Source organism: Nocardia pseudovaccinii, from assembly GCF_050942345.1.
GTDB classification, from domain to species: Bacteria; Actinomycetota; Actinomycetes; order Mycobacteriales; family Mycobacteriaceae; genus Nocardia; species Nocardia pseudovaccinii.
The window spans coordinates 3957200-3974589 of record NZ_CP192074.1 but is presented as its reverse complement, the minus strand read 5'-3'; the positions used below and the strand labels follow the sequence as shown (position 1 = coordinate 3974589).

Here is a 17390-nt window from a genome sequence, read left to right as displayed (position 1 = left end):
AGCACCGAGGCGCGATGGTGACCGCAGCCTCGGAACCCGCCGTCTGTATCGACGGCGTCATCAAGCATTACGGCGAAACCACCGCCGTCGCCGGGATCAGTTTCGCGGTCGAACGGGCGCAGGTGCTTGCCCTGCTCGGCCCGAACGGCGCGGGCAAGACCACGACGGTCGAAATGTGCGAGGGGTTCAAAACTCCGGATGCCGGTTCGGTCCGGGTGCTCGGACTCGATCCGATCGCCGACTCCGACCGCCTGCGGCCGCGCATCGGCGTCATGCTGCAGGGCGGTGGCGCGTACCCGGGTGCGCGCGCGGGCGAGATGCTCGATCTGGTCGCCGCCTACTCGGCTGATCCGCTCGATCCCGAGTGGTTGCTGAAAACCCTTGGCCTGCAAGATAACCGGCGCACACCGTACCGACGGCTGTCCGGCGGCCAGCAGCAGCGGCTCGCCCTGGCCTGCGCGCTGGTCGGGAAGCCGGAGATCGTCTTCCTCGACGAACCGACCGCGGGCCTGGACGCGCAGGCCCGGCTCATCGTGTGGGAGCTGATCGACGCGCTGCGCCGTGACGGAGTCACCGTGCTGCTCACCACGCACATGATGGACGAAGCCGAGCAATTGGCCGACCAACTGGTCATCATCGATCACGGACAGATCGTCGCCTCCGGCACACCCGCCGAGGTCACCGCACACGGCGCGGCCGGGCAGCTGCGCTTCACCGCCCCGCCGAAACTCGATCTGCGCCTGTTGAAAACCGCTCTGCCGGAGGGCTTCTCGCCGCGCGAGACGATGCCGGGACAGTATCTGGTCGAGGGTGAGATCGATCCGCAAGTACTTGCGACGGTGACCGCGTGGTGTGCGCAGCAGAATGTGCTGGCCACCGATATCCGGATCGATCAGCGTCGCCTCGAGGACGTCTTCCTGGAACTCACCGGAAGGGACCTACGCGGATGAATCAGCCAAATCTCGCCGGGAACCGCTTCGCGCCGGGCACTTTCACGCCCGATCCGCGTCCAAGCGGCCGCCTCGCCATGATGACCGCGCAGACCCGGCTCGAGCTGATCCTGTTGCTGCGCAACGGCGAACAGCTGCTGCTCACCATGTTCATTCCGATCACGCTGCTGGTCGGGCTCAGTCTGTTGCCGTTCGGGGACCTCGGCACGGACCGGGTCGACAAGATCGTGCCCGCGGTCATGATGGTCGCGGTCATGTCGACTGCCTTCACCGGACAGGCCATCGCGGTCGGATTCGACCGCCGTTACGGTGCGCTCAAGCGCCTCGGCGCGACCCCGCTCCCCCGCTGGGGCATTGTGGCGGGCAAGAGCGCCGCGGTGCTGATCGTGGTGGTGATGCAGGCAATTCTGTTGGGAGCCATCGGATTCGCGCTCGGCTGGCGACCGGAACTCGCCGGGCTCGCGCTCGGCGCGCTGGTGATCGCGCTCGGCACAGCCACTTTCGCGGCAATGGGTCTGCTGCTCGGCGGCACGCTCAAAGCGGAGATCGTGCTGGCGCTGGCGAATATCCTGTGGTTCGTCATGCTCGGCATCGCGAGCATCGTGTTCGCATCCGACGATCTGCCTTCGGCGGTGAATGTGCTCGTACGGTTGGTGCCGTCCGGGGCGCTGGCCGTCACGCTGGAAGACGCCATGCGCACCAGCATCGACTGGTTCGGCATCGCCGTGCTCGCCGCTTGGGGCGGCGTGTCCGGCTTCCTCGCCACCCGCTTCTTCCGCTTCGACTAACCGGAGCAACGACGGAATGTAGTAGACCGGGTGCGGGCGGCCGAAGTGGCCCGGCTACGATCGTCGGGTGCTGTATCGCGCATTCCTGCGACTCGTCGATCTGCTCCCGCTGCCCTCGTTGCGGGTGCAGCGACTGATCGCTATCGCGGTCATCGTCTCACAGGCGGGTATCGCCGTCACCGGTGCGATCGTGCGGGTCACGGCATCCGGACTCGGGTGCCCGACCTGGCCGCAATGCTTCCCGGGCAGCTTCACCCCCACCGGTGTGGCCGAGGTTCCGGTGCTGCATCAGACCGTCGAATTCAGCAATCGCATGCTGACCTTCGCGGTGACACTGTGCGCGGCGCTCATCGTGCTCGCCGTCACCCGGGCCCGTCGCCGTCGCGAGGTGCTGGTGTACGCGTGGTTGATGCCGGGCGGGACGGTGCTGCAGGCGATCATCGGCGGCATCACCGTGCGCACCGGTCTGCTGTGGTGGACGGTGTCGGTGCATCTGCTGGCATCGATGCTGATGGTGTGGGTCGCGGTGGTCATGTTCGCGAAGGTCAGCGAACCCGATGACGGCATCGAAGTGATCCAGTCGCCCGCGCCGCTGCGCTGGCTCACCGGACTGAGCGGAGTCGCGCTCGCCGGGGTCCTGATCGCGGGCACGCTGGTCACCGGTGCCGGACCGCATGCGGGCGACAAGAGCATCGAGCGACCGGTCGAACGCCTGCAGGTCGAGATCGTCACGCTGGTACATCTGCACTCGCAACTGCTCGTCGGCTATCTCGCACTGCTCATCGGGTTGGCCTTCGGCCTCTTCGCCGTCGGCATCACCCCCGCCGTCCGCACCCGACTGTTCGTCATACTCGGCCTGGTCTGCGCCCAGTCTCTCGTCGGCGTCGTCCAGTACTTCACCGACGTGCCCGCCGCCCTGGTGGCCACCCACGTCGGCGGCGCCGCGGCCTGCACCGCCGCCACCGCCGCCCTCTGGGCCTCCCTGCGCACCCGCGAACGCGTCACGGCGTCGATCTCCAACTCCGCGGAACAGTTGGCATAGCGCACACTGTTCCGATGCGCCCAGCAGCATCGAGTACCGAAGCGCCACAACCGTTCCCGGATATCGAGCCGTATGAGCGCGGACTCCTGGACGTCGGCGACGCAAACCAGGTCTATTGGGAGACCAGCGGTAACCCGCACGGTAGGCCCGCGCTGGTAGTGCACGGCGGGCCGGGCAGCGGCGGCCGACGCGGATCGCGAAAGTTATTCGATCCCAACGTATATCGGATTATCCTCTTCGATCAGCGCGGGTGCGGGGAGAGTCTGCCGCACGCCTCGGACCTGGCTGTCGATATGGCGCACAACACCACCGACCATCTGATCGCGGATATGGAGCGCCTGCGCGAGCATCTCGGGATCGAACGGTGGCTGCTGTACGGCGGTTCGTGGGGTTCGACCTTGATCCTGGCCTATGCCCAGCGACACCCGGAGCGAGTCAGCGCGGTTGTGCTCGTCGGCGTCACGATGACGCGCCCCGAGGAGATCGAGTGGCTGTATCACGGTGTCGCGCGATTGTTGCCTGGCGAATGGGAGGCATTCCGGAATGGAGTGCCCCCGGCCGAGCGCGACGGAAACCTGGTTGCGGCCTACAACCGGCTGATCAACAGCCCGGACGCGGATGTGCGCACCAAGGCCGCCCGGGACTGGTGTGCCTGGGAGGATGCGATCATCGCGCATGAGAACCTCGGCAATCCGGGGCAGTACAGCGCGAAGCCGGATGACGCGATGCTCGCTATGGTCCGGATCTGCACGCATTACTTCGCCAGTGCCGCCTGGCTCGACGATGGTGTCCTGCTACGGGAGGCAGGCAAGCTCGCCGGGATTCCGGCGGTGCTGATCCACGGACGTCTCGATCTGTCCGGACCCCTCTACACCGCTTGGCAATTGGCGCGGGCCTGGCCCAGTGCGGAACTGCGGGTCATCGAGGATTCCGGCCATACCGGCAGCCTGGCCATGCGCGGCGCGATTCTCGAGGCATTGGCGCGCTTCGGCGGCAGCGGCCATGGTGAATGGTCCGATGATCGGATGCAATTCGGCGGTGAGCACGGCTAACCTGGCAGGCATGCCGGTCACTGTCCTTGTGCCAGACGAATATGGAGTCGGGGTATTGGCCCGGCTCGATGGGATTCGCCCGGTGCGGTATTCGCCCGGCGAACCGCTGCCCTCGGGGGCGGAGTTGGCGGAGGTGCTGGTTCCGGCGTTTCTGGCTCGGCCCGATTCGATCGAAATGGCCGGATTGCCGAAGTTGCGGTTGGTGCAGATGCTGACGGCCGGAGCCGAGCGGTGGATCGGTCGGCTGCCAGATGGGGTGCTGCTGTCGAATGCGCGGGGTGCGCACGGCGGCAGTTCCGCGGAGTGGGTGGTCGCGGCGCTGCTCACGATTTATCGCGAGCTGACGGAGTTCGCCGATTTGCGGCGCGAGCAGCACTGGTATCAGCATCGGACGGATACGTTGGCGGGCAAGCGGATCCTCGGCATCGGCGCGGGTGATCTCGGTATCGAATTGCGCCGCAGGGTCGAGGCTTTCGACGCGACCTTGACGCTGGTCGGCACGACCGCCCGCGACGGTGTGCACGGTGTCGACGAATTGCCGCGGCTGCTGAGCGAATTCGATGTCGTCGTGCTGATGGTTCCGGTGACCGATCAGACCATCGGCATGGTCGATGCCGAATTCCTGGCCGAGATGGCCGACGGCGCGATACTGGTGAATGTCGCGCGCGGACCGATCGTGCGGACCGAAGCGCTACTGGCCGAACTGGTTTCGGGGCGATTGCGTGCAGCCCTGGATGTCACCGACCCGGAGCCCCTTCCACCCGAACATCCGCTCTGGACAGCGCCCGGTCTGTTGCTGACACCCCATGTCGCGGGAAGTAGCCGAGGCAGTCTCGAACGCGCCTACGCCGTTGTCGCCGCGGAGATTGCCCGATTCGCGGCTGGTGAGCTACCGAAAAACCTTGTGCGCGGAGATTATTGAGTCGCTCACGGATGAACGACGGCTACCCGAACCGCGGCCGAGTGACACGCGCGAGTGTTCGGATCAAAGCATCCGATGCCAGTTGCCCGTGTTCGATGCGCAACCCCGCGTAGCACGGATCGCCGTTCTCGACGAGCCCGACGATCGTCGGCTCATCCAATTGCTCCGCCGCGAACGCATATATCTGCTCCAATTTCGGCACGATCAGACCGTAGTCGAGGGCCCGCGCCACGCGTCCCTCGAGCGCGAGCACCGCGTCGACAGACATATTCACCAGCGGATACACCTCGGGAAAAACATTCCGCAGGTCGAGAAACAGGCGAACCGAGCTGCGGCGCGGATCGGCCGACCAGCTGCCGAGAGCCCCGAACCGGCCCAGCGCCAGCGTCGGCCGCGCCACCAGGACGTGGGTGAACAGCACCCGCATGAGCGTCACGTTGATCATCAGCCGCTCGGCGGGCAATTCGGCCGCGGCCAACTCCTGATGTTCCAGATAACCGGCGACGATGCTGCGATTATGCGCCCGGTACCACGCCGCGGGCGAAGGGGCGATGAGGAATTCGAGCCACAGCCGGGCACCGGGCGTCGACGCGTCGCGGGCATCGGCGTGATGCAGCAGTGCGGCCTCCAGTTTGTCGTGCAGTAAGCGGTCGTTGATGGCCCGCCACCACGGGCTGCCGGTATCGGCGTGCAGCACACCGCGAGCGAGTTCCCATTGCAGAAAAGCGATTTCGGCCCGACGGTAGGCGCGGAGTTCCGGCGGATAGAAGCTCTCGGCGAGCGCGACGCGGTGCTGCGCGTCGGCATGCGCGGCGCCGACCCGCCGAGCCGCCAGCTCGCTCGCCTTATCCGCGTTCATCGCCCCCTACTTTACGATCCCGGAGCCGTCCACAGCCGGAACCGGAGACCCATCAATATTGCGATGTCTCTTATTGGCGATCCTATTGGTGCTTCGATGAACGGGTGCCTAACGTCGACATCGCGACGAACCGACACGTCGCGCGCGTCAGCGCGGCAACCCTAATCCCCGATCAGGAGGCACACGATGTCGAAGGTTCTTTTCGTCATGACCGGCGTCGACTACTGGACGCTCGCCGATGGCACGAAACATCCGACCGGCTACTGGGCCGAAGAGGTCGTGGCTCCGTATAAGGCCATCAAGGCGGCGGGGCACGAGATTGTGGTGACCACTCCCGGCGGCGTCGTACCGACGGTCGACCAGGGCAGTCTCGCACCCGAGGTCAACGGCGGCGCGGACGGTACCGCGGAGATCGCCGAGACCCTGGCCGATGCGGCAGAACTGCGCAGCCCGATCCGGCTCGAGGATGTCGACCTGGCCGACTACGACGCCGTCTACTACCCCGGCGGACACGGCCCGATGGAAGATCTCTCGGTGAATGCCGACTCCGGCGCCCTGCTCAATGCCGCGCTGGCCTCGGGCAAACCGCTCGGCGTCGTCTGCCACGCGCCCGCAGCGCTGCTCGCGACCGCCATCGGCGGCGATTCCCCGTTCGTCGGCTACCAGGTCACCGGATTCACCAATGCCGAAGAGGCACAAGCCGGATTCGCCGATAAGGCCAAGTGGCTGCTGCAGGATCGGCTGGTCGAGCTCGGCGTCGATTTCCGCGAGGGCGAGCCGTGGGCACCGCATATCGAGATCGATCGCAATCTCTACACCGGCCAGAATCCCGCATCGTCGGCACCGCTGGCCGCGGAAATCGTCACAGCGCTGGGCTGAGGTACCGATGGCCGCCGACCAGACCACCGAGGTGCTGGACGCCATACCGCGCTGCCTGACCCGCACCGTCGAGGGCGCGAGACCAGAAGGCATAAGGGAAACGTAAAGATCGCTTGCGCCAACGGCTCTCGGTGGCCACGAGGTCTAGCGTGGAATGGTCGAACCGCGGCAGGGAGGTGTCGGTGGCGACAGACGTGATCGGCAAGATCGCCCGCGTCACCGCGACGATCAAGCCGGACCATCTCGGCGAAGTTCTGATCGAGGTGCGGGCGGGCACCGAGCGATTTCTCGCGCGCCCTGCCGACGGGACGACAACCATTCCGAGGCATACCCAGGTGCTCGTGGTCGGGAGCCTGGGTGGACGCACGGTTGAAGTCACTCCCTTGAAATGAAGGTTCATCATGGACGTCCTGATACTGGTCGTCGTCGGCATCGCCGTTGTTGTGCTGTTCCTGGCCGCCGTGCTGTTCCGGCTGTCCTGGCGGGTCGCCGAACCCGATGAGGCACTGATCATCTCCGGATTCCGCGCGGGCGAAGGACAGTCCTTCGGCGAGAGCATGGGCTTCCGGATCGTCACCGGACGCGGCAGTCTGGTGGCACCCGGACTGACCAAGGTGCGCCGAATCTCATTGGAGGCGCACGAAAGTCAGATAACCGTCCCCTGTGTGAGTCAGCAGAAGATCAGTCTGCAGCTGGCGGGTGTGGTGGTCTACAAGGTCGGTGACGACTACCGGTCCATCGCGAATGCGGCCCGCCGGTTCCTGGACCGCCCGGCCGAGGAGCTGGAAACCAAGGTGCAGAATGTCTTCGTCGGCCATCTGCGCGCGATCGCGGGTTCGATGACCGTCGAGGATATGATCAGCGACCAGGACAAATTCTCCGAGCAGGTCCGCGACCGGTGCTCGCAGGAGATGGAGTCCTTCGGCCTCGTGATCGACAGCTTCCAGATCCAGTCCATTGCCAGCGGCTCGAATTACATTGCCAATCTTGCGATTCCGCATCAGGCCGCAGTAGAGCAGCAGGCCCGCATCGCCCGCGCCAATGCCGAGCGCGAGGCCATCGAACAGGAACAGGCAGCACAGGCCCAGATCGCACTCGCGGTGCGCGACACCCAGATCAAGAAGGCTGGTTACCAGGCCGAGGTGGACAGCGCGAGTCAGGAAGCCGCCCAACAGGGGCCGCTCGCCGATGCCAAGGCCCGCCAGGCGGTCGTCGAAATGGCAACGCGCGTCGCACAACTCGAAGCACAGCAGAAGGAACAGCAGCTGCAGGTGGAGATCCGCAAGCCAGCGGATGCCGAGGCCTATCGCCAGACCACACTGGCGACCGCGAGCCGCGACGCGCGGATCAGCCAAGCCGAGGCCGATGCCCAGGAGACCCGTTTGCGCGCGGAAGCCGCTGCGGCACAGACGAAAATGCAGGCACTCGCCGAGGCCGAGGCGATCAAACTGCGGGCCGCCGCCGAGGCCGAGGCCACCCGGCTCACCGGTCAGGCCGAGGCAGACGCCATCAAGGCCAGGGGTCTGGCCGAGGCAGACGCCGTGCGCGCGCATATGGCCGCCGAGGCCGCGGGCATCCAGCAGCGCGCCGAGGCGATGAGCCAGAACCAGGAGGCCGTCATCGCACAGCAGATCGCCGAGAAGCTCCCGCAGATCGTCGCCGCGGCGGCGGCACCGTTCGAGCACGTCGATCAGTTCACGGTGTTGAACGGCGCACAGGGTGTCACCTCGGCATTGGCCGAGATCATTCAGCAGGCGGGTGCGCTCACCTCGATCGCACGCGAATCCCTGCTGCCCGCAATGAATCTCAGTTCGAACGGGCACCAGAACGGCGAGGTCGAACTCCCGAAGTAGACCGCGAGTCGGCGGCGATCCGCGAACGATTCGCCGCCGACGCCCGAAGTACCCTTCGGTAAGGGCCGTTGGTCCCTTGTTCGACATTCGGTGTCTCTGCGACCGTGATACGTCCGATCATCGGTAAGCGGAAAGCGAACTCGCGTGACATCGCTGTTGTGGATCGCGCTGCCCTATGGCGCGTTCGTGTCGTTCGTGCTCGGTCATGTGTGGCGCTACCGGCGCGATGGTTTCCGCAGCTATACCCGTTATCCGGAGATGGACCGCAGCCAGCGGTTCGGATCGACGGCATTTCGGTCCGGGGTGTGTGTCATAGTCCTCACCCGCCTGATCAATGTGATCACCGCTGAACCGCATGCCCGCCCCTCCGGCGCGCTGCACGTGGTCACCACGATCGTGCAGATCGGCGGCGTCGCCGCTGCCACGATCGGGGCGGTATTGCTATTCCTACCGGATCTGATAGTGGGTCCATCGCGTCCGGTGATCACCCCGCTGGACCGCATGACCTTCCCGGCCCTGACGGCCGCTCTGCTTTCCGGGGTGATCATCGAATACGATCCGACCACGGTGGCGCGTGAATATCGAACCGGCGAAACGCTTTTCGCGTGGTTCCGCTCGCTGGTCACCATCGATCCGTATCCCGAGGCCATGCAGCATGCACCGCTCATCTACCAGGCGCGCGGTCTGATCCTGCTGCTGGTCCTCGGCATCTGGCCATTTACCCGGCTCGCGGGTATCTTCGCCGGCCCGGTCGTTCGGCGGATCCTGCGCGCCGTCCCACGCGAGACTCGCGAATCGGACCGCGCGACCACGGGAGGCTGAACGGCTCAGTTCTCGTTGCGCGCCTTGGGAAAACGGGTCTGCCGAGCGACCCAACCGGCCATCTTGGCCCAGTGCCCCTTGCGCGGGGTGACCACCGAAATCAGCTCGCGATCCCATTCATCGGCCTCGGTCAGGCCGTTGATGGTCTCGACCAATTCCCTGGCGGTCGCCAGATCGTCGACGACGCGGTCACCGAGGACACCGTCGGAGCCGACCAGGGTGACGCGCACGCCCGCGCGGCCGATCGGCTGCAGTACAGCGGTGGCGGAGCCGCCGTGCTCGGCGACGAATCCCTTGACCGAATCCACCAGGGAACCCGACAGCTGGACTGGGGCGGCGGCTTCAACACTCATGGCGGTTAGTTTACTGCCCGGTACGTTCGGGTCCAGCCCCCGTGGGTGTAGAACGGATCTCATGCGCGCTATTCAGGTTTCCGAGCACGGTGGTCCCGAAGTCCTGAACTACGTCGAGGTGCCGGATCCGCGGATCGGTCCGGATCAGCTGCTCGTCGACACCGAGGCGATCGGTATCAACTTCATCGATACCTATATCCGCACCGGCCGCTACCCGCAGGCGGTGCCCTATGTTCCCGGCGCCGAAGGCACCGGCGTGGTGGCCGAGATCGGCACGAATGTGACCGAATTCGCAGTCGGCGACCGGGTCGCCTGGGCAGCCGCCCCCGGCAGCTATGCCCAGCGGGTCGCGGTACCGGCGGCGGTCGCGGTCAAGGTACCCGACGGTGTCGACGCACCGGTCGCCGCCTCGGCGCTGCTGCAGGGCATGACCGCGCACTACCTGATCGAATCGATCTACAAGCCCGAACCCGGCGAGACCGTGCTGGTGCAAGCGGGCGCGGGCGGCGTCGGTCTGATGCTCACGCAGCTCGCCGTCGCGCGAGGGGTGCGGGTGATCACCACCGTCTCCTCGGACGCGAAGGAAAAACTGTCTCGCGAGGCAGGCGCGAGCGAGGTGCTGCGCTACAGCGATGATCTCGCAGATCAGGTTCGTGCACGCACCGAGGGCGTCGGCGTCGCGGCCGTATACGACGGCGTCGGCGCGGCCACCTTCGAGGCCAGCCTCGCATCTCTGCGAGTGCGCGGCATGCTGGCCCTCTTCGGCGCGGCCAGCGGCCCGGTACCGCCCTTCGATCTGCAACGCCTCAATCCGGCAGGGTCGCTGTTCGTCACCCGTCCCACGCTGGTGCACTACACCCGCGACCGTGCCGAATTGCTCTGGCGCGCAACCGATATCCTCACCGCGATCGCCGACGGAACGCTGCATGTGCGGATCGGCGCCACATATCCGCTGGCCGAGGCCGAGCAGGCGCACCGTGATCTCGAGGGCCGCAAGACCACCGGCTCGATCGTCCTGCTGCCGTAACCACACGCCACCGGCCGCGCACGGTGCACGGCCGGTGGCACCGGAATCCATTGCCCAGCAGCCTGATTCGCACCCCAGCCGCTACCGAGCCGGTTCCGCTGCCCAGCGGCCCGACTCGCCATCCCTGCCGCTGCCGGATCGATTCCGCTACACGACAACCAGATTCGCACTTCCGGCTGCTCCCGGATCGGTCCGAGGCCAAGTAACCTGATTCGCACTGTCGGGTGCTGCCGAGCCGGTCTCCGCCGCCCGGCAACCATATCCGCCGGATCAGTAGTCCTGCCCGGTCAGACCACGGTAAATAAACCGCGTCAAACCCTCGATCGCCTGTTCATCCGTCAAGTTGACGGAACCGTCCTCGACCGCGGCCAACATCCCCTGGGTGACCTGGAACATCATCGCCAGACTGGCATCGACGCTGCTCGGCAGCCGTAATCCCTTGTCGGCCAGGCCATCCAGGTGATCGGCGATATCCGCGCGCTGTTCGACCCCGAACTGTCCGAGCACCCGGGCGAAATCCTCGCTGACGATCGCCGCCTGAGCAATCGCGCGCATCACCGCCCCATGTTCCCGCGAGAAGGACCAGTACCCGGCGATGTGATACCGCACCGCCTCCGGATCACTGAAATCGGATTTGTGTTCGGGCTGCTCCGCGCGCTCGTCGCCCGCGCTCGCCAGATCGTTCAGCAGCGCCTGGAGCAGCTCCTCCTTGCTCGCGAAGTGGTTGTAGAACGACCCGGCCGCGCGCCCGGCGGCCGCGGTGATGTCGGTGATCTTGGTGTTCAAGTAGCCGCGTTCGGCGAATACCCGCCGCGCCGCATCCTTCAGTGCCTGTTCGGTCTCTGCGGACTTCTCCCGGCGACTCGATGTCACTCGCACCACCTCCTTGACACGAAACCTATCAATCTCCATACTGAATTCAGATTCAGTGAATTTCAATTCAGATAGGTGGGCATCATGAAAGCAGCAGTCCTGCGCAGCGCCGGCGAGAGTCCTGTGTATGCCGACTTCGACGAGCCGGAGGTGACCGAAGGCCGAGAGCTGGTCGAGCTGGTGGCGGCGGGCATCCATCCGATCGTTCGATCGCTGGCGGCCGGTACGCACTACGGCAGCACCGACGCCTACCCCCTGATCCCAGGCATCGACGCGGTGGCGCGCACCGCCGACGGCGCGCTCGTCTACACCGGTTTCCCGCAGGCTCCATACGGCACGCTGGCCGAACGTATGGCGGTGCCCGCGCGGATGCGGATTCCGCTCCCGACCGGCGCCGATCCCGCGCGGATCGCCGGTGGGCTCAACCCCGGATTGTCCTCGTGGCTGGTCCTGCGCGAGCGCCGCGACGCACTGCCCAACCAGAAGCTCGGCACCGTGCTGATCCTCGGCGCCACCGGGGCCGCGGGCCTGCTGGCCGTGCAGAACGCCTTCGTGCTCGGCGCGGACCGGGTGATAGCCGCTGGACGCAATCCGTCGGCACTCGAGCGGGCGGCGGGATACGGCGCGACCACGGTCACACTGCAGGACGACAGGGACGCCACCGCGTCGGCACTGGCCGAGGCGATCGGCGCCGTGGCGCCGAGCCTCGTGCTCGACTATGTGTGGGGCGCACCAGCCGAGGCCGCCTTCGCGGCGCTCGGACGCCATGGCCTGACCGAGGACGACGCGGATATCGCATACATCCAGATCGGCGCCACGGCAGGTGCCGAAGCGGCCGTTCCGGCGGCGCTGTTGCGCAGCCGTCGCATCACGATCTCCGGAAGCGGGGCCGGGTCCGCGTCGGTGCAGTCGATCCTGGCCGCGATCCCCGAATACATGCAGTTGCTCACCGATGGCCGGTTGGACACCGCCGTGCAGGAGTTCCCGCTCTCGAAGATCGAAGACGCTTGGGCCACCGCGCAATTCGGCGCCACCCGGGTAGTCGTGGTCCCGGATTGATCCATCGACGGTAACCAACCAACGCAATTCGGTACGGAGATATCGTGCACGACCGAACGCAAGTACTCATCGCGGGTGCCGGACCCACCGGCCTCACCCTCGCCATCGACCTGGCCCGCCGCAATATCCCGGTGCGCGTCATCGACCGGGCCGCCGAATTCTTCGCCGGATCGCGCGGCGACGGTATCCAGCCGCGCACGCTCGAGGTTTTCGACGACCTCGGTGTGCTGGATGCGGTCCGCCGGGCCGGATCACCGTCACCGACGATCCGCGCGTACTTCGGCGGTGAATTCGCGGGCGAACATCGGATGGCCGAACCGGTCGAGCCGACGCCCGCGGTCCCCTACCCCAACCTCTGGGTGCTCGGGCAGTCGCGGACCGAGGCGATCCTGCGTGACCGGCTCGCGGAATTCGGCGTCCGGGTCGAACTCGCCACGGCGCTGACCACCTTCGAACAGGACGAGACGACGGGCGTCAGCGTCGAATTGGCGCACGACGGCGTCGTCGAGACGTTGCGTGCCTATCTGGTCGGCGCGGACGGCGGAAAAAGCACCGTCCGCAAGACGCTCGGCATTCCGTTCGAAGGCACCACCGACGACTCGATCCGGATGCTGCTGGGCGATGTCGGTGCCGAGGCGCTCGATCACGACTACGGCTATTGGTTCGCCGCAGCCGGTCGGCCGATGGAGGGAATCATGTTGTCCCCGTTGCCCGGTGGCAGCCAGTTCCAGTTCGGTGCGCCATTGGAGTCCGACGCCGAGCCCACCCTCGAGGTGCTGCAGGAGTTCGTCGACCGCTATGCCGGAAATCTGGATATCGTCCTGACCGATCTCACCTGGGCGACGGTGTGGCGGCCGAATATCCGTCTGGCGCAACGATTCCGGGAGGGTCGGGTATTCCTCGCCGGCGACGCCGCGCATGTGCATCCGCCCACCGGCGGACAGGGCATGAACACCGGTATCCAGGATGCCTACAACCTCGGCTGGAAGCTCGCCGCCGCCGTCGCGGGCGACGAATCACTGCTCGACAGTTACGAATCCGAACGCCGCACAGTTGCCGCACGGGTGCTCGGGATCAGTACCGAACTGTTGGACAAGCTGGTCGGCGGTGCCGAGGACGCCATGCAGCGCGGCGAGGAGACCCGTCAACTGGATATCAGCTACCGAGATCCCGCCGACCACGGCGTGCTGGTCGCCGGTGATCGCGCACCTGACGCACCGGTCAAAGATGTCGAGGGGCGGCCGATTCGACTGTTCGACCTGTTCCGCGGACCGCATGCGACGCTGCTGTCATTCGGCGAAACGGACCTACCGCCCCAACCCGGCGTCGAGATGTACACGGTGATCCGCCCCGGCGACAAGGCGACCGGACGGTACGTCGTGGATGTCGCCGGTCACGCCTTCACCGCCTATGCCGCGGTCGACGGCACCGCCGTACGAGTCCGGCCCGACGGATACATCGGCTGACCTAGCCGAAGAAGCTGCCGATCGTGTCCCATCCGAGCACCGAATCCACCGCCAGACCACAGAACACCACGGCCAGATAGTTGTTGGACTGCAGGAACAGTCGCAGCGGCTTCACCGATTCACCGCGCCGCACACCGGAATACAGCTGGTGCGCCATGAGCAGGAACCACGCTCCGGCCACCAGGGCGACGGCCGCGTAGACCACACCGGTCGCGGGTACCAGCGCGAGGGTGGTGAGCACGGTGAGCCAGGTGTAGATGACGATCTGCTTGGTGACGGCCTGCTCGGTCGCCACGACCGGCAGCATCGGCACGCCGGCCGCGCGGTAGTCCTCCTTGTAGCGCATGGCCAAAGCCCAGGTGTGCGGCGGCGTCCAGAAGAAGATGACACCGAACAGCGCGATCGCGGGCCAGCCGATATTTCCGGTCGCCGCCGACCAGCCGACCAGCGCTGGCATACATCCGGCCGCGCCGCCCCACACCACATTCTGCGAGGTGCGGCGCTTGAGGCCGAGGGTGTACACGAAGACGTAGAACAGGATCGTCGCGACGACCAGCAGGCCGCTGAGCAGATTCGCCTGCCACCACAGCCAGGCGAAGGAGCCGATGCCGAGCGTGACGCCGAAGACGAAGGCGTGCGATGTCGGCACGGCCTCCCTTGCCAGCGGCCGCTTCGCGGTCCGCTTCATCACCTTGTCGATATCGGCGTCGGCGACACAGTTGAGCGTATTGGCACTCGCCGCGCCCATCCAACCGCCGAACAGCGTGACCAGGATCAGCCGGATGTCGACGTGGCCGCGATCGGCCAGCAGCATCGTCGGAATGGTCGCGACCAGCAACAGCTCGATGACGCGCGGCTTGGTCAACGCGATATAGGCGAGGGGTCGCCGCAGTAGCCGGGACAGCAGGCCGTCGCCGGTCAACCGGTCGGCCAGCGCCGTCGCGGAGGAGCCGTGTGCACCATTGCCACCCGGCTGTTGCCCAATCCGCACTGTCTCTCCTCGCACGCTGTGCATCGCATCCGGCATGAAACCGCCGCCGCGCTCCCCTGCTCGAGCTGGTGTGAGGCGGCAACTACTACACACGATGGTAGACCCAGCCGCACAGCCTTCTTTCCATAGCCCCTCGCTCCGGCACACTGTCGGAGCGATTCGACACCCGAACTAAGCCGGGTTCCTCACATGCCGGTCATCGGGCACATCTAGGGTGGTTGGGGTAAACCCGGTTCGCATTCCACAGCTGCCGTGCGCGCACCCCTCCGCCACCGTCGACGAAACAATGTCAGGAGAACCTCGGTCGTGTCAGTGACAGACGACATCCGCGCCCTCACTCAGCCGCATCACCCGGACGACTGGACGGATCTGGACACCAAGGCCGTCGACACCGTTCGGGTTCTAGCCGCCGATTCGGTGCAGAACGCCGGGAACGGGCACCCCGGCACCGCGATGAGCCTCGCACCGCTGGCCTACACGCTCTACCAGCGCACCATGCGCCTGGACCCGAGCGATCCGAGCTGGGTCGGCCGGGACCGCTTCGTATTGTCCTGCGGTCACTCCAGCATTACCCAGTACATCCAGCTCTACCTGGCCGGATACGGTCTGGAGCTGAACGATCTCGAGCACCTGCGCAAGTGGGGCTCGCTCACCCCGGGCCACCCTGAATTCCGCCACACCGACGGCGTCGAGATCACCACCGGCCCGCTGGGTCAGGGGCTGGCCTCCGCGGTCGGTATGACGATGGCGGCACGGCGCGAGCGCGGTCTGTTCGACCCGGACGCCGCACCGGGCACCAGCCCGTTCGACCACTTCATCTACGTCATCGCCTCCGACGGTGATATGGAGGAGGGCGTCACCTCCGAGGCCTCCTCACTCGCGGGCACCCAGCAGCTGGGCAACCTGGTCGTGATCTACGACGACAACAAGATCTCCATCGAGGACGACACCACCATCGCCTTCACCGAGGATGTCGCCGAGCGCTACGCGGCCTACGGCTGGCACGTGCAGGTGGTCGAGGGCGGCGAGGACGTCGTCGCCATCGAGGCGGCGCTGGCCGCGGCCAAGGCGGAGACCGGTAAGCCGTCGATCATCGTGCTGCGCACCATCATCGGGTTCCCCGCGCCGAACAAGATGAACACCGGCGCCGCGCACGGCGCCGCACTCGGGGCCGACGAAGTGGCGGCCACCAAGAAGATCCTCGGCTTCGACCCGGACAAGAACTTCCAGGTCGACGACGACGTCATCGCGCACACCCGCAAGGTCGTCGAGCGCGGTCAGCAGGCGCATGCGGCCTGGCAGCAGCAGTTCGACGCGTGGGCCGCCGCGAACCCGCAGAACAAGGCGCTGTTCGATCGGCTCGCCAAGCGTGAGCTGCCCGCAGGCTGGGCCGCGAATCTGCCGACCTACGAGGCGGATCCGAAGGGTATGGCCACCCGCAAGGCGTCGGGCAAGGTGCTCGCAGCGCTGGCGCCGGTGCTGCCGGAGCTGTGGGGCGGTTCGGCCGACCTCGCCGAATCCAACAACACCACCATGCCCGACGCGCCGAGCTTCGGCCCGGAGTCGATCTCGACCGGCATGTGGAAGGCCAACCCGTACGGCCGCACCCTGCACTTCGGTGTGCGCGAGCACGCCATGGGCGCGATCCTGAACGGCATCGCCCTGCACGGACCGACCCGTCCGTACGGCGGCACGTTCCTGGTCTTCTCCGACTACATGCGCCCGGCCGTGCGCCTGGCCGCACTGATGCGGGTGCCCGCGATCTACGTGTGGACGCACGACTCCATCGGCCTCGGTGAAGACGGCCCGACGCATCAGCCGATCGAACATCTGGCCGCGCTGCGCGCGATTCCGGGTCTGAACGTGGTCCGCCCCGGCGACGCCAACGAGACCACCTACGCCTGGCGCACCATCCTCGAGCGCGACAGCAGCGAGCACACCTCGCACTTCTCGGTCTCCGAACCGGCCCACCAGGACGGGCCGTCCGCCCTCGCGCTGACCCGCCAGGATCTGCCGATCGTCGAGGGCACCAGCTACGAGGGCGTCAAGAAGGGCGGCTACGTGCTGGCCGAGGCGTCCACCGGCACCCCACAGGTAATCCTGATCGCGACCGGATCCGAGCTCCAACTCGCGGTCGCCGCCCGCACTACGCTGGAGGCGCAGGGCATCGGCACCCGCGTGGTCTCGATGCCGTGTGTGGAGTGGTTCGACGCGCAGGACAAGGCATATCGGGACGAGGTGCTGCCGCCGGCGGTCGCCGCTCGCGTGGCCGTCGAGGCCGGTATCGCGATGCCGTGGTACCGGTTCACCGGTGACTCGGGCGAGATCGTTTCGATCGAGCACTTCGGTGCCTCGGCCGATTTCAAGACCCTGTTCCGCGAGTTCGGTATCACCGCGGAAGCCGTAGTCGCTGCCGCGCAGCGCACCCTGGAAAATGTGAAGGGATAAGAGCTC

At 66.5% G+C, this 17390-nt stretch carries 18 protein-coding genes; 13 read left to right on the top strand and 5 right to left on the bottom strand.

Features of this window, described 5'->3' with window-relative positions; genetic code table 11:
- Nucleotides 1–14: 14 nt before the first annotated feature.
- The 5 genes from ACQPZ2_RS17935 to ACQPZ2_RS17915 all read left to right on the top strand — a co-directional run bounded on the left by ACQPZ2_RS17935 (nucleotide 15) and on the right by ACQPZ2_RS17915 (nucleotide 4754).
- On the top strand, nucleotides 15–950 hold the full coding sequence (locus tag ACQPZ2_RS17935) for an ABC transporter ATP-binding protein (RefSeq protein ID WP_433526576.1): 936 nt from the start codon (nucleotides 15–17) through the stop codon (nucleotides 948–950).
- Nucleotides 947–1738 (top strand): ABC transporter permease, encoded by a 792-nt coding sequence (locus ACQPZ2_RS17930; protein ID WP_433526575.1) that lies wholly within the window; start codon nucleotides 947–949, stop codon nucleotides 1736–1738. The genes ACQPZ2_RS17935 and ACQPZ2_RS17930 overlap by 4 nt, the downstream gene beginning before the upstream one ends.
- A gap of 67 nt (nucleotides 1739–1805) precedes the next feature.
- Complete coding sequence (locus ACQPZ2_RS17925; RefSeq protein WP_433526574.1) at nucleotides 1806–2780, top strand: COX15/CtaA family protein; 975 nt, start codon at nucleotides 1806–1808, stop codon at nucleotides 2778–2780.
- 14 nt (nucleotides 2781–2794) lie between these two features.
- Complete coding sequence (gene pip, locus ACQPZ2_RS17920) at nucleotides 2795–3832, top strand: prolyl aminopeptidase (protein WP_433526573.1); 1038 nt, start codon at nucleotides 2795–2797, stop codon at nucleotides 3830–3832.
- A gap of 10 nt (nucleotides 3833–3842) precedes the next feature.
- Nucleotides 3843–4754 (top strand): NAD(P)-dependent oxidoreductase, encoded by a 912-nt coding sequence (locus ACQPZ2_RS17915; protein WP_433526572.1) that lies wholly within the window; start codon nucleotides 3843–3845, stop codon nucleotides 4752–4754.
- 22 nt (nucleotides 4755–4776) lie between these two features.
- Here ACQPZ2_RS17915 and ACQPZ2_RS17910 read toward each other — a convergent pair whose 3' ends face one another.
- Entirely contained in the window at nucleotides 4777–5613 is an 837-nt protein-coding gene (locus ACQPZ2_RS17910) for a hypothetical protein (protein WP_433526571.1), read from the bottom strand.
- 186 nt (nucleotides 5614–5799) lie between these two features.
- Here ACQPZ2_RS17910 and ACQPZ2_RS17905 point away from each other — a divergent pair, with 186 nt between their 5' ends.
- A complete protein-coding gene (locus ACQPZ2_RS17905) occupies nucleotides 5800–6492 on the top strand; it encodes a type 1 glutamine amidotransferase domain-containing protein (protein WP_433526570.1) in 693 nt (230 codons plus the stop codon).
- On the opposite strand, the gene ACQPZ2_RS17900 is transcribed toward ACQPZ2_RS17905, so the two are convergent.
- Entirely contained in the window at nucleotides 6476–6631 is a 156-nt protein-coding gene (locus tag ACQPZ2_RS17900) for a hypothetical protein (protein ID WP_433526569.1), read from the bottom strand. The genes ACQPZ2_RS17905 and ACQPZ2_RS17900 overlap by 17 nt on opposite strands.
- Before the next feature lie 43 nt (nucleotides 6632–6674).
- On the opposite strand from ACQPZ2_RS17900, the gene ACQPZ2_RS17895 reads away from it, so the two are divergent.
- The 3 genes from ACQPZ2_RS17895 (at nucleotide 6675) to ACQPZ2_RS17885 (ending at nucleotide 9167) form a co-directional block, all read left to right on the top strand.
- Complete coding sequence (locus tag ACQPZ2_RS17895) at nucleotides 6675–6884, top strand: hypothetical protein (protein ID WP_433526568.1); 210 nt, start codon at nucleotides 6675–6677, stop codon at nucleotides 6882–6884.
- A 9-nt stretch (nucleotides 6885–6893) separates the two neighbouring features.
- A complete protein-coding gene (locus tag ACQPZ2_RS17890) occupies nucleotides 6894–8345 on the top strand; it encodes a flotillin family protein (RefSeq protein WP_433526567.1) in 1452 nt (483 codons plus the stop codon).
- Between the two features lie 144 nt (nucleotides 8346–8489).
- Nucleotides 8490–9167, top strand: a complete 678-nt coding sequence (locus tag ACQPZ2_RS17885; protein WP_433526566.1) for a respiratory nitrate reductase subunit gamma — start codon at nucleotides 8490–8492, stop codon at nucleotides 9165–9167.
- 5 nt (nucleotides 9168–9172) lie between these two features.
- Here the strand turns inward: ACQPZ2_RS17885 and ACQPZ2_RS17880 are convergent, their stop codons facing one another.
- A complete protein-coding gene (locus tag ACQPZ2_RS17880; protein WP_433526565.1) occupies nucleotides 9173–9520 on the bottom strand; it encodes a hypothetical protein in 348 nt (115 codons plus the stop codon).
- Between the two features lie 61 nt (nucleotides 9521–9581).
- Between ACQPZ2_RS17880 and ACQPZ2_RS17875 the strand changes: the two genes are divergently transcribed.
- Entirely contained in the window at nucleotides 9582–10547 is a 966-nt protein-coding gene (locus ACQPZ2_RS17875) for a quinone oxidoreductase family protein (RefSeq protein ID WP_433526564.1), read from the top strand.
- Between the two features lie 270 nt (nucleotides 10548–10817).
- Here ACQPZ2_RS17875 and ACQPZ2_RS17870 read toward each other — a convergent pair whose 3' ends face one another.
- The gene (locus ACQPZ2_RS17870) at nucleotides 10818–11420 is read right to left on the bottom strand and encodes a TetR/AcrR family transcriptional regulator (protein ID WP_433526563.1); all 603 of its coding nucleotides are present in this window, start codon (nucleotides 11418–11420) and stop codon (nucleotides 10818–10820) included.
- Nucleotides 11421–11504: 84 nt separating this feature from the next.
- Here ACQPZ2_RS17870 and ACQPZ2_RS17865 point away from each other — a divergent pair, with 84 nt between their 5' ends.
- Together ACQPZ2_RS17865 and ACQPZ2_RS17860 are read left to right on the top strand one after the other, a co-directional pair.
- Nucleotides 11505–12479, top strand: a complete 975-nt coding sequence (locus ACQPZ2_RS17865; protein WP_433526562.1) for a zinc-binding dehydrogenase — start codon at nucleotides 11505–11507, stop codon at nucleotides 12477–12479.
- Between the two features lie 44 nt (nucleotides 12480–12523).
- Nucleotides 12524–13945: an FAD-dependent monooxygenase gene (locus ACQPZ2_RS17860; protein WP_433526561.1), complete on the top strand. Its 1422-nt coding sequence runs from the start codon at nucleotides 12524–12526 to the stop codon at nucleotides 13943–13945.
- A gap of 1 nt (nucleotide 13946) precedes the next feature.
- Here ACQPZ2_RS17860 and ACQPZ2_RS17855 read toward each other — a convergent pair whose 3' ends face one another.
- Entirely contained in the window at nucleotides 13947–14936 is a 990-nt protein-coding gene (locus ACQPZ2_RS17855; RefSeq protein WP_327099879.1) for a heme o synthase, read from the bottom strand.
- Between the two features lie 306 nt (nucleotides 14937–15242).
- Between ACQPZ2_RS17855 and tkt the strand changes: the two genes are divergently transcribed.
- Nucleotides 15243–17384, top strand: a complete 2142-nt coding sequence (gene tkt, locus ACQPZ2_RS17850; RefSeq protein WP_433526560.1) for a transketolase — start codon at nucleotides 15243–15245, stop codon at nucleotides 17382–17384.
- Nucleotides 17385–17390: the final 6 nt, after the last annotated feature.

Excerpts from the sequence above, each read along its gene's own strand:
- ACQPZ2_RS17880 (WP_433526565.1), bottom strand. The coding sequence starts at position 9,520 with ATGAGTGTTGAAGCCGCCGCCCCAGTCCAGCTGTCGGGTTCCCTGGTG.
- ACQPZ2_RS17935 (WP_433526576.1), top strand. The coding sequence starts at position 15 with ATGGTGACCGCAGCCTCGGAACCCGCCGTCTGTATCGACGGCGTCATC.
- ACQPZ2_RS17905 (WP_433526570.1), top strand. The coding sequence starts at position 5,800 with ATGTCGAAGGTTCTTTTCGTCATGACCGGCGTCGACTACTGGACGCTC.
- ACQPZ2_RS17865 (WP_433526562.1), top strand. The coding sequence starts at position 11,505 with ATGAAAGCAGCAGTCCTGCGCAGCGCCGGCGAGAGTCCTGTGTATGCC.
- ACQPZ2_RS17890 (WP_433526567.1), top strand. The coding sequence starts at position 6,894 with ATGGACGTCCTGATACTGGTCGTCGTCGGCATCGCCGTTGTTGTGCTG.
- ACQPZ2_RS17910 (WP_433526571.1), bottom strand. The coding sequence starts at position 5,613 with ATGAACGCGGATAAGGCGAGCGAGCTGGCGGCTCGGCGGGTCGGCGCC.
- ACQPZ2_RS17875 (WP_433526564.1), top strand. The coding sequence starts at position 9,582 with ATGCGCGCTATTCAGGTTTCCGAGCACGGTGGTCCCGAAGTCCTGAAC.
- ACQPZ2_RS17930 (WP_433526575.1), top strand. The coding sequence starts at position 947 with ATGAATCAGCCAAATCTCGCCGGGAACCGCTTCGCGCCGGGCACTTTC.
- pip (WP_433526573.1), top strand. The coding sequence starts at position 2,795 with ATGCGCCCAGCAGCATCGAGTACCGAAGCGCCACAACCGTTCCCGGAT.
- ACQPZ2_RS17915 (WP_433526572.1), top strand. The coding sequence starts at position 3,843 with ATGCCGGTCACTGTCCTTGTGCCAGACGAATATGGAGTCGGGGTATTG.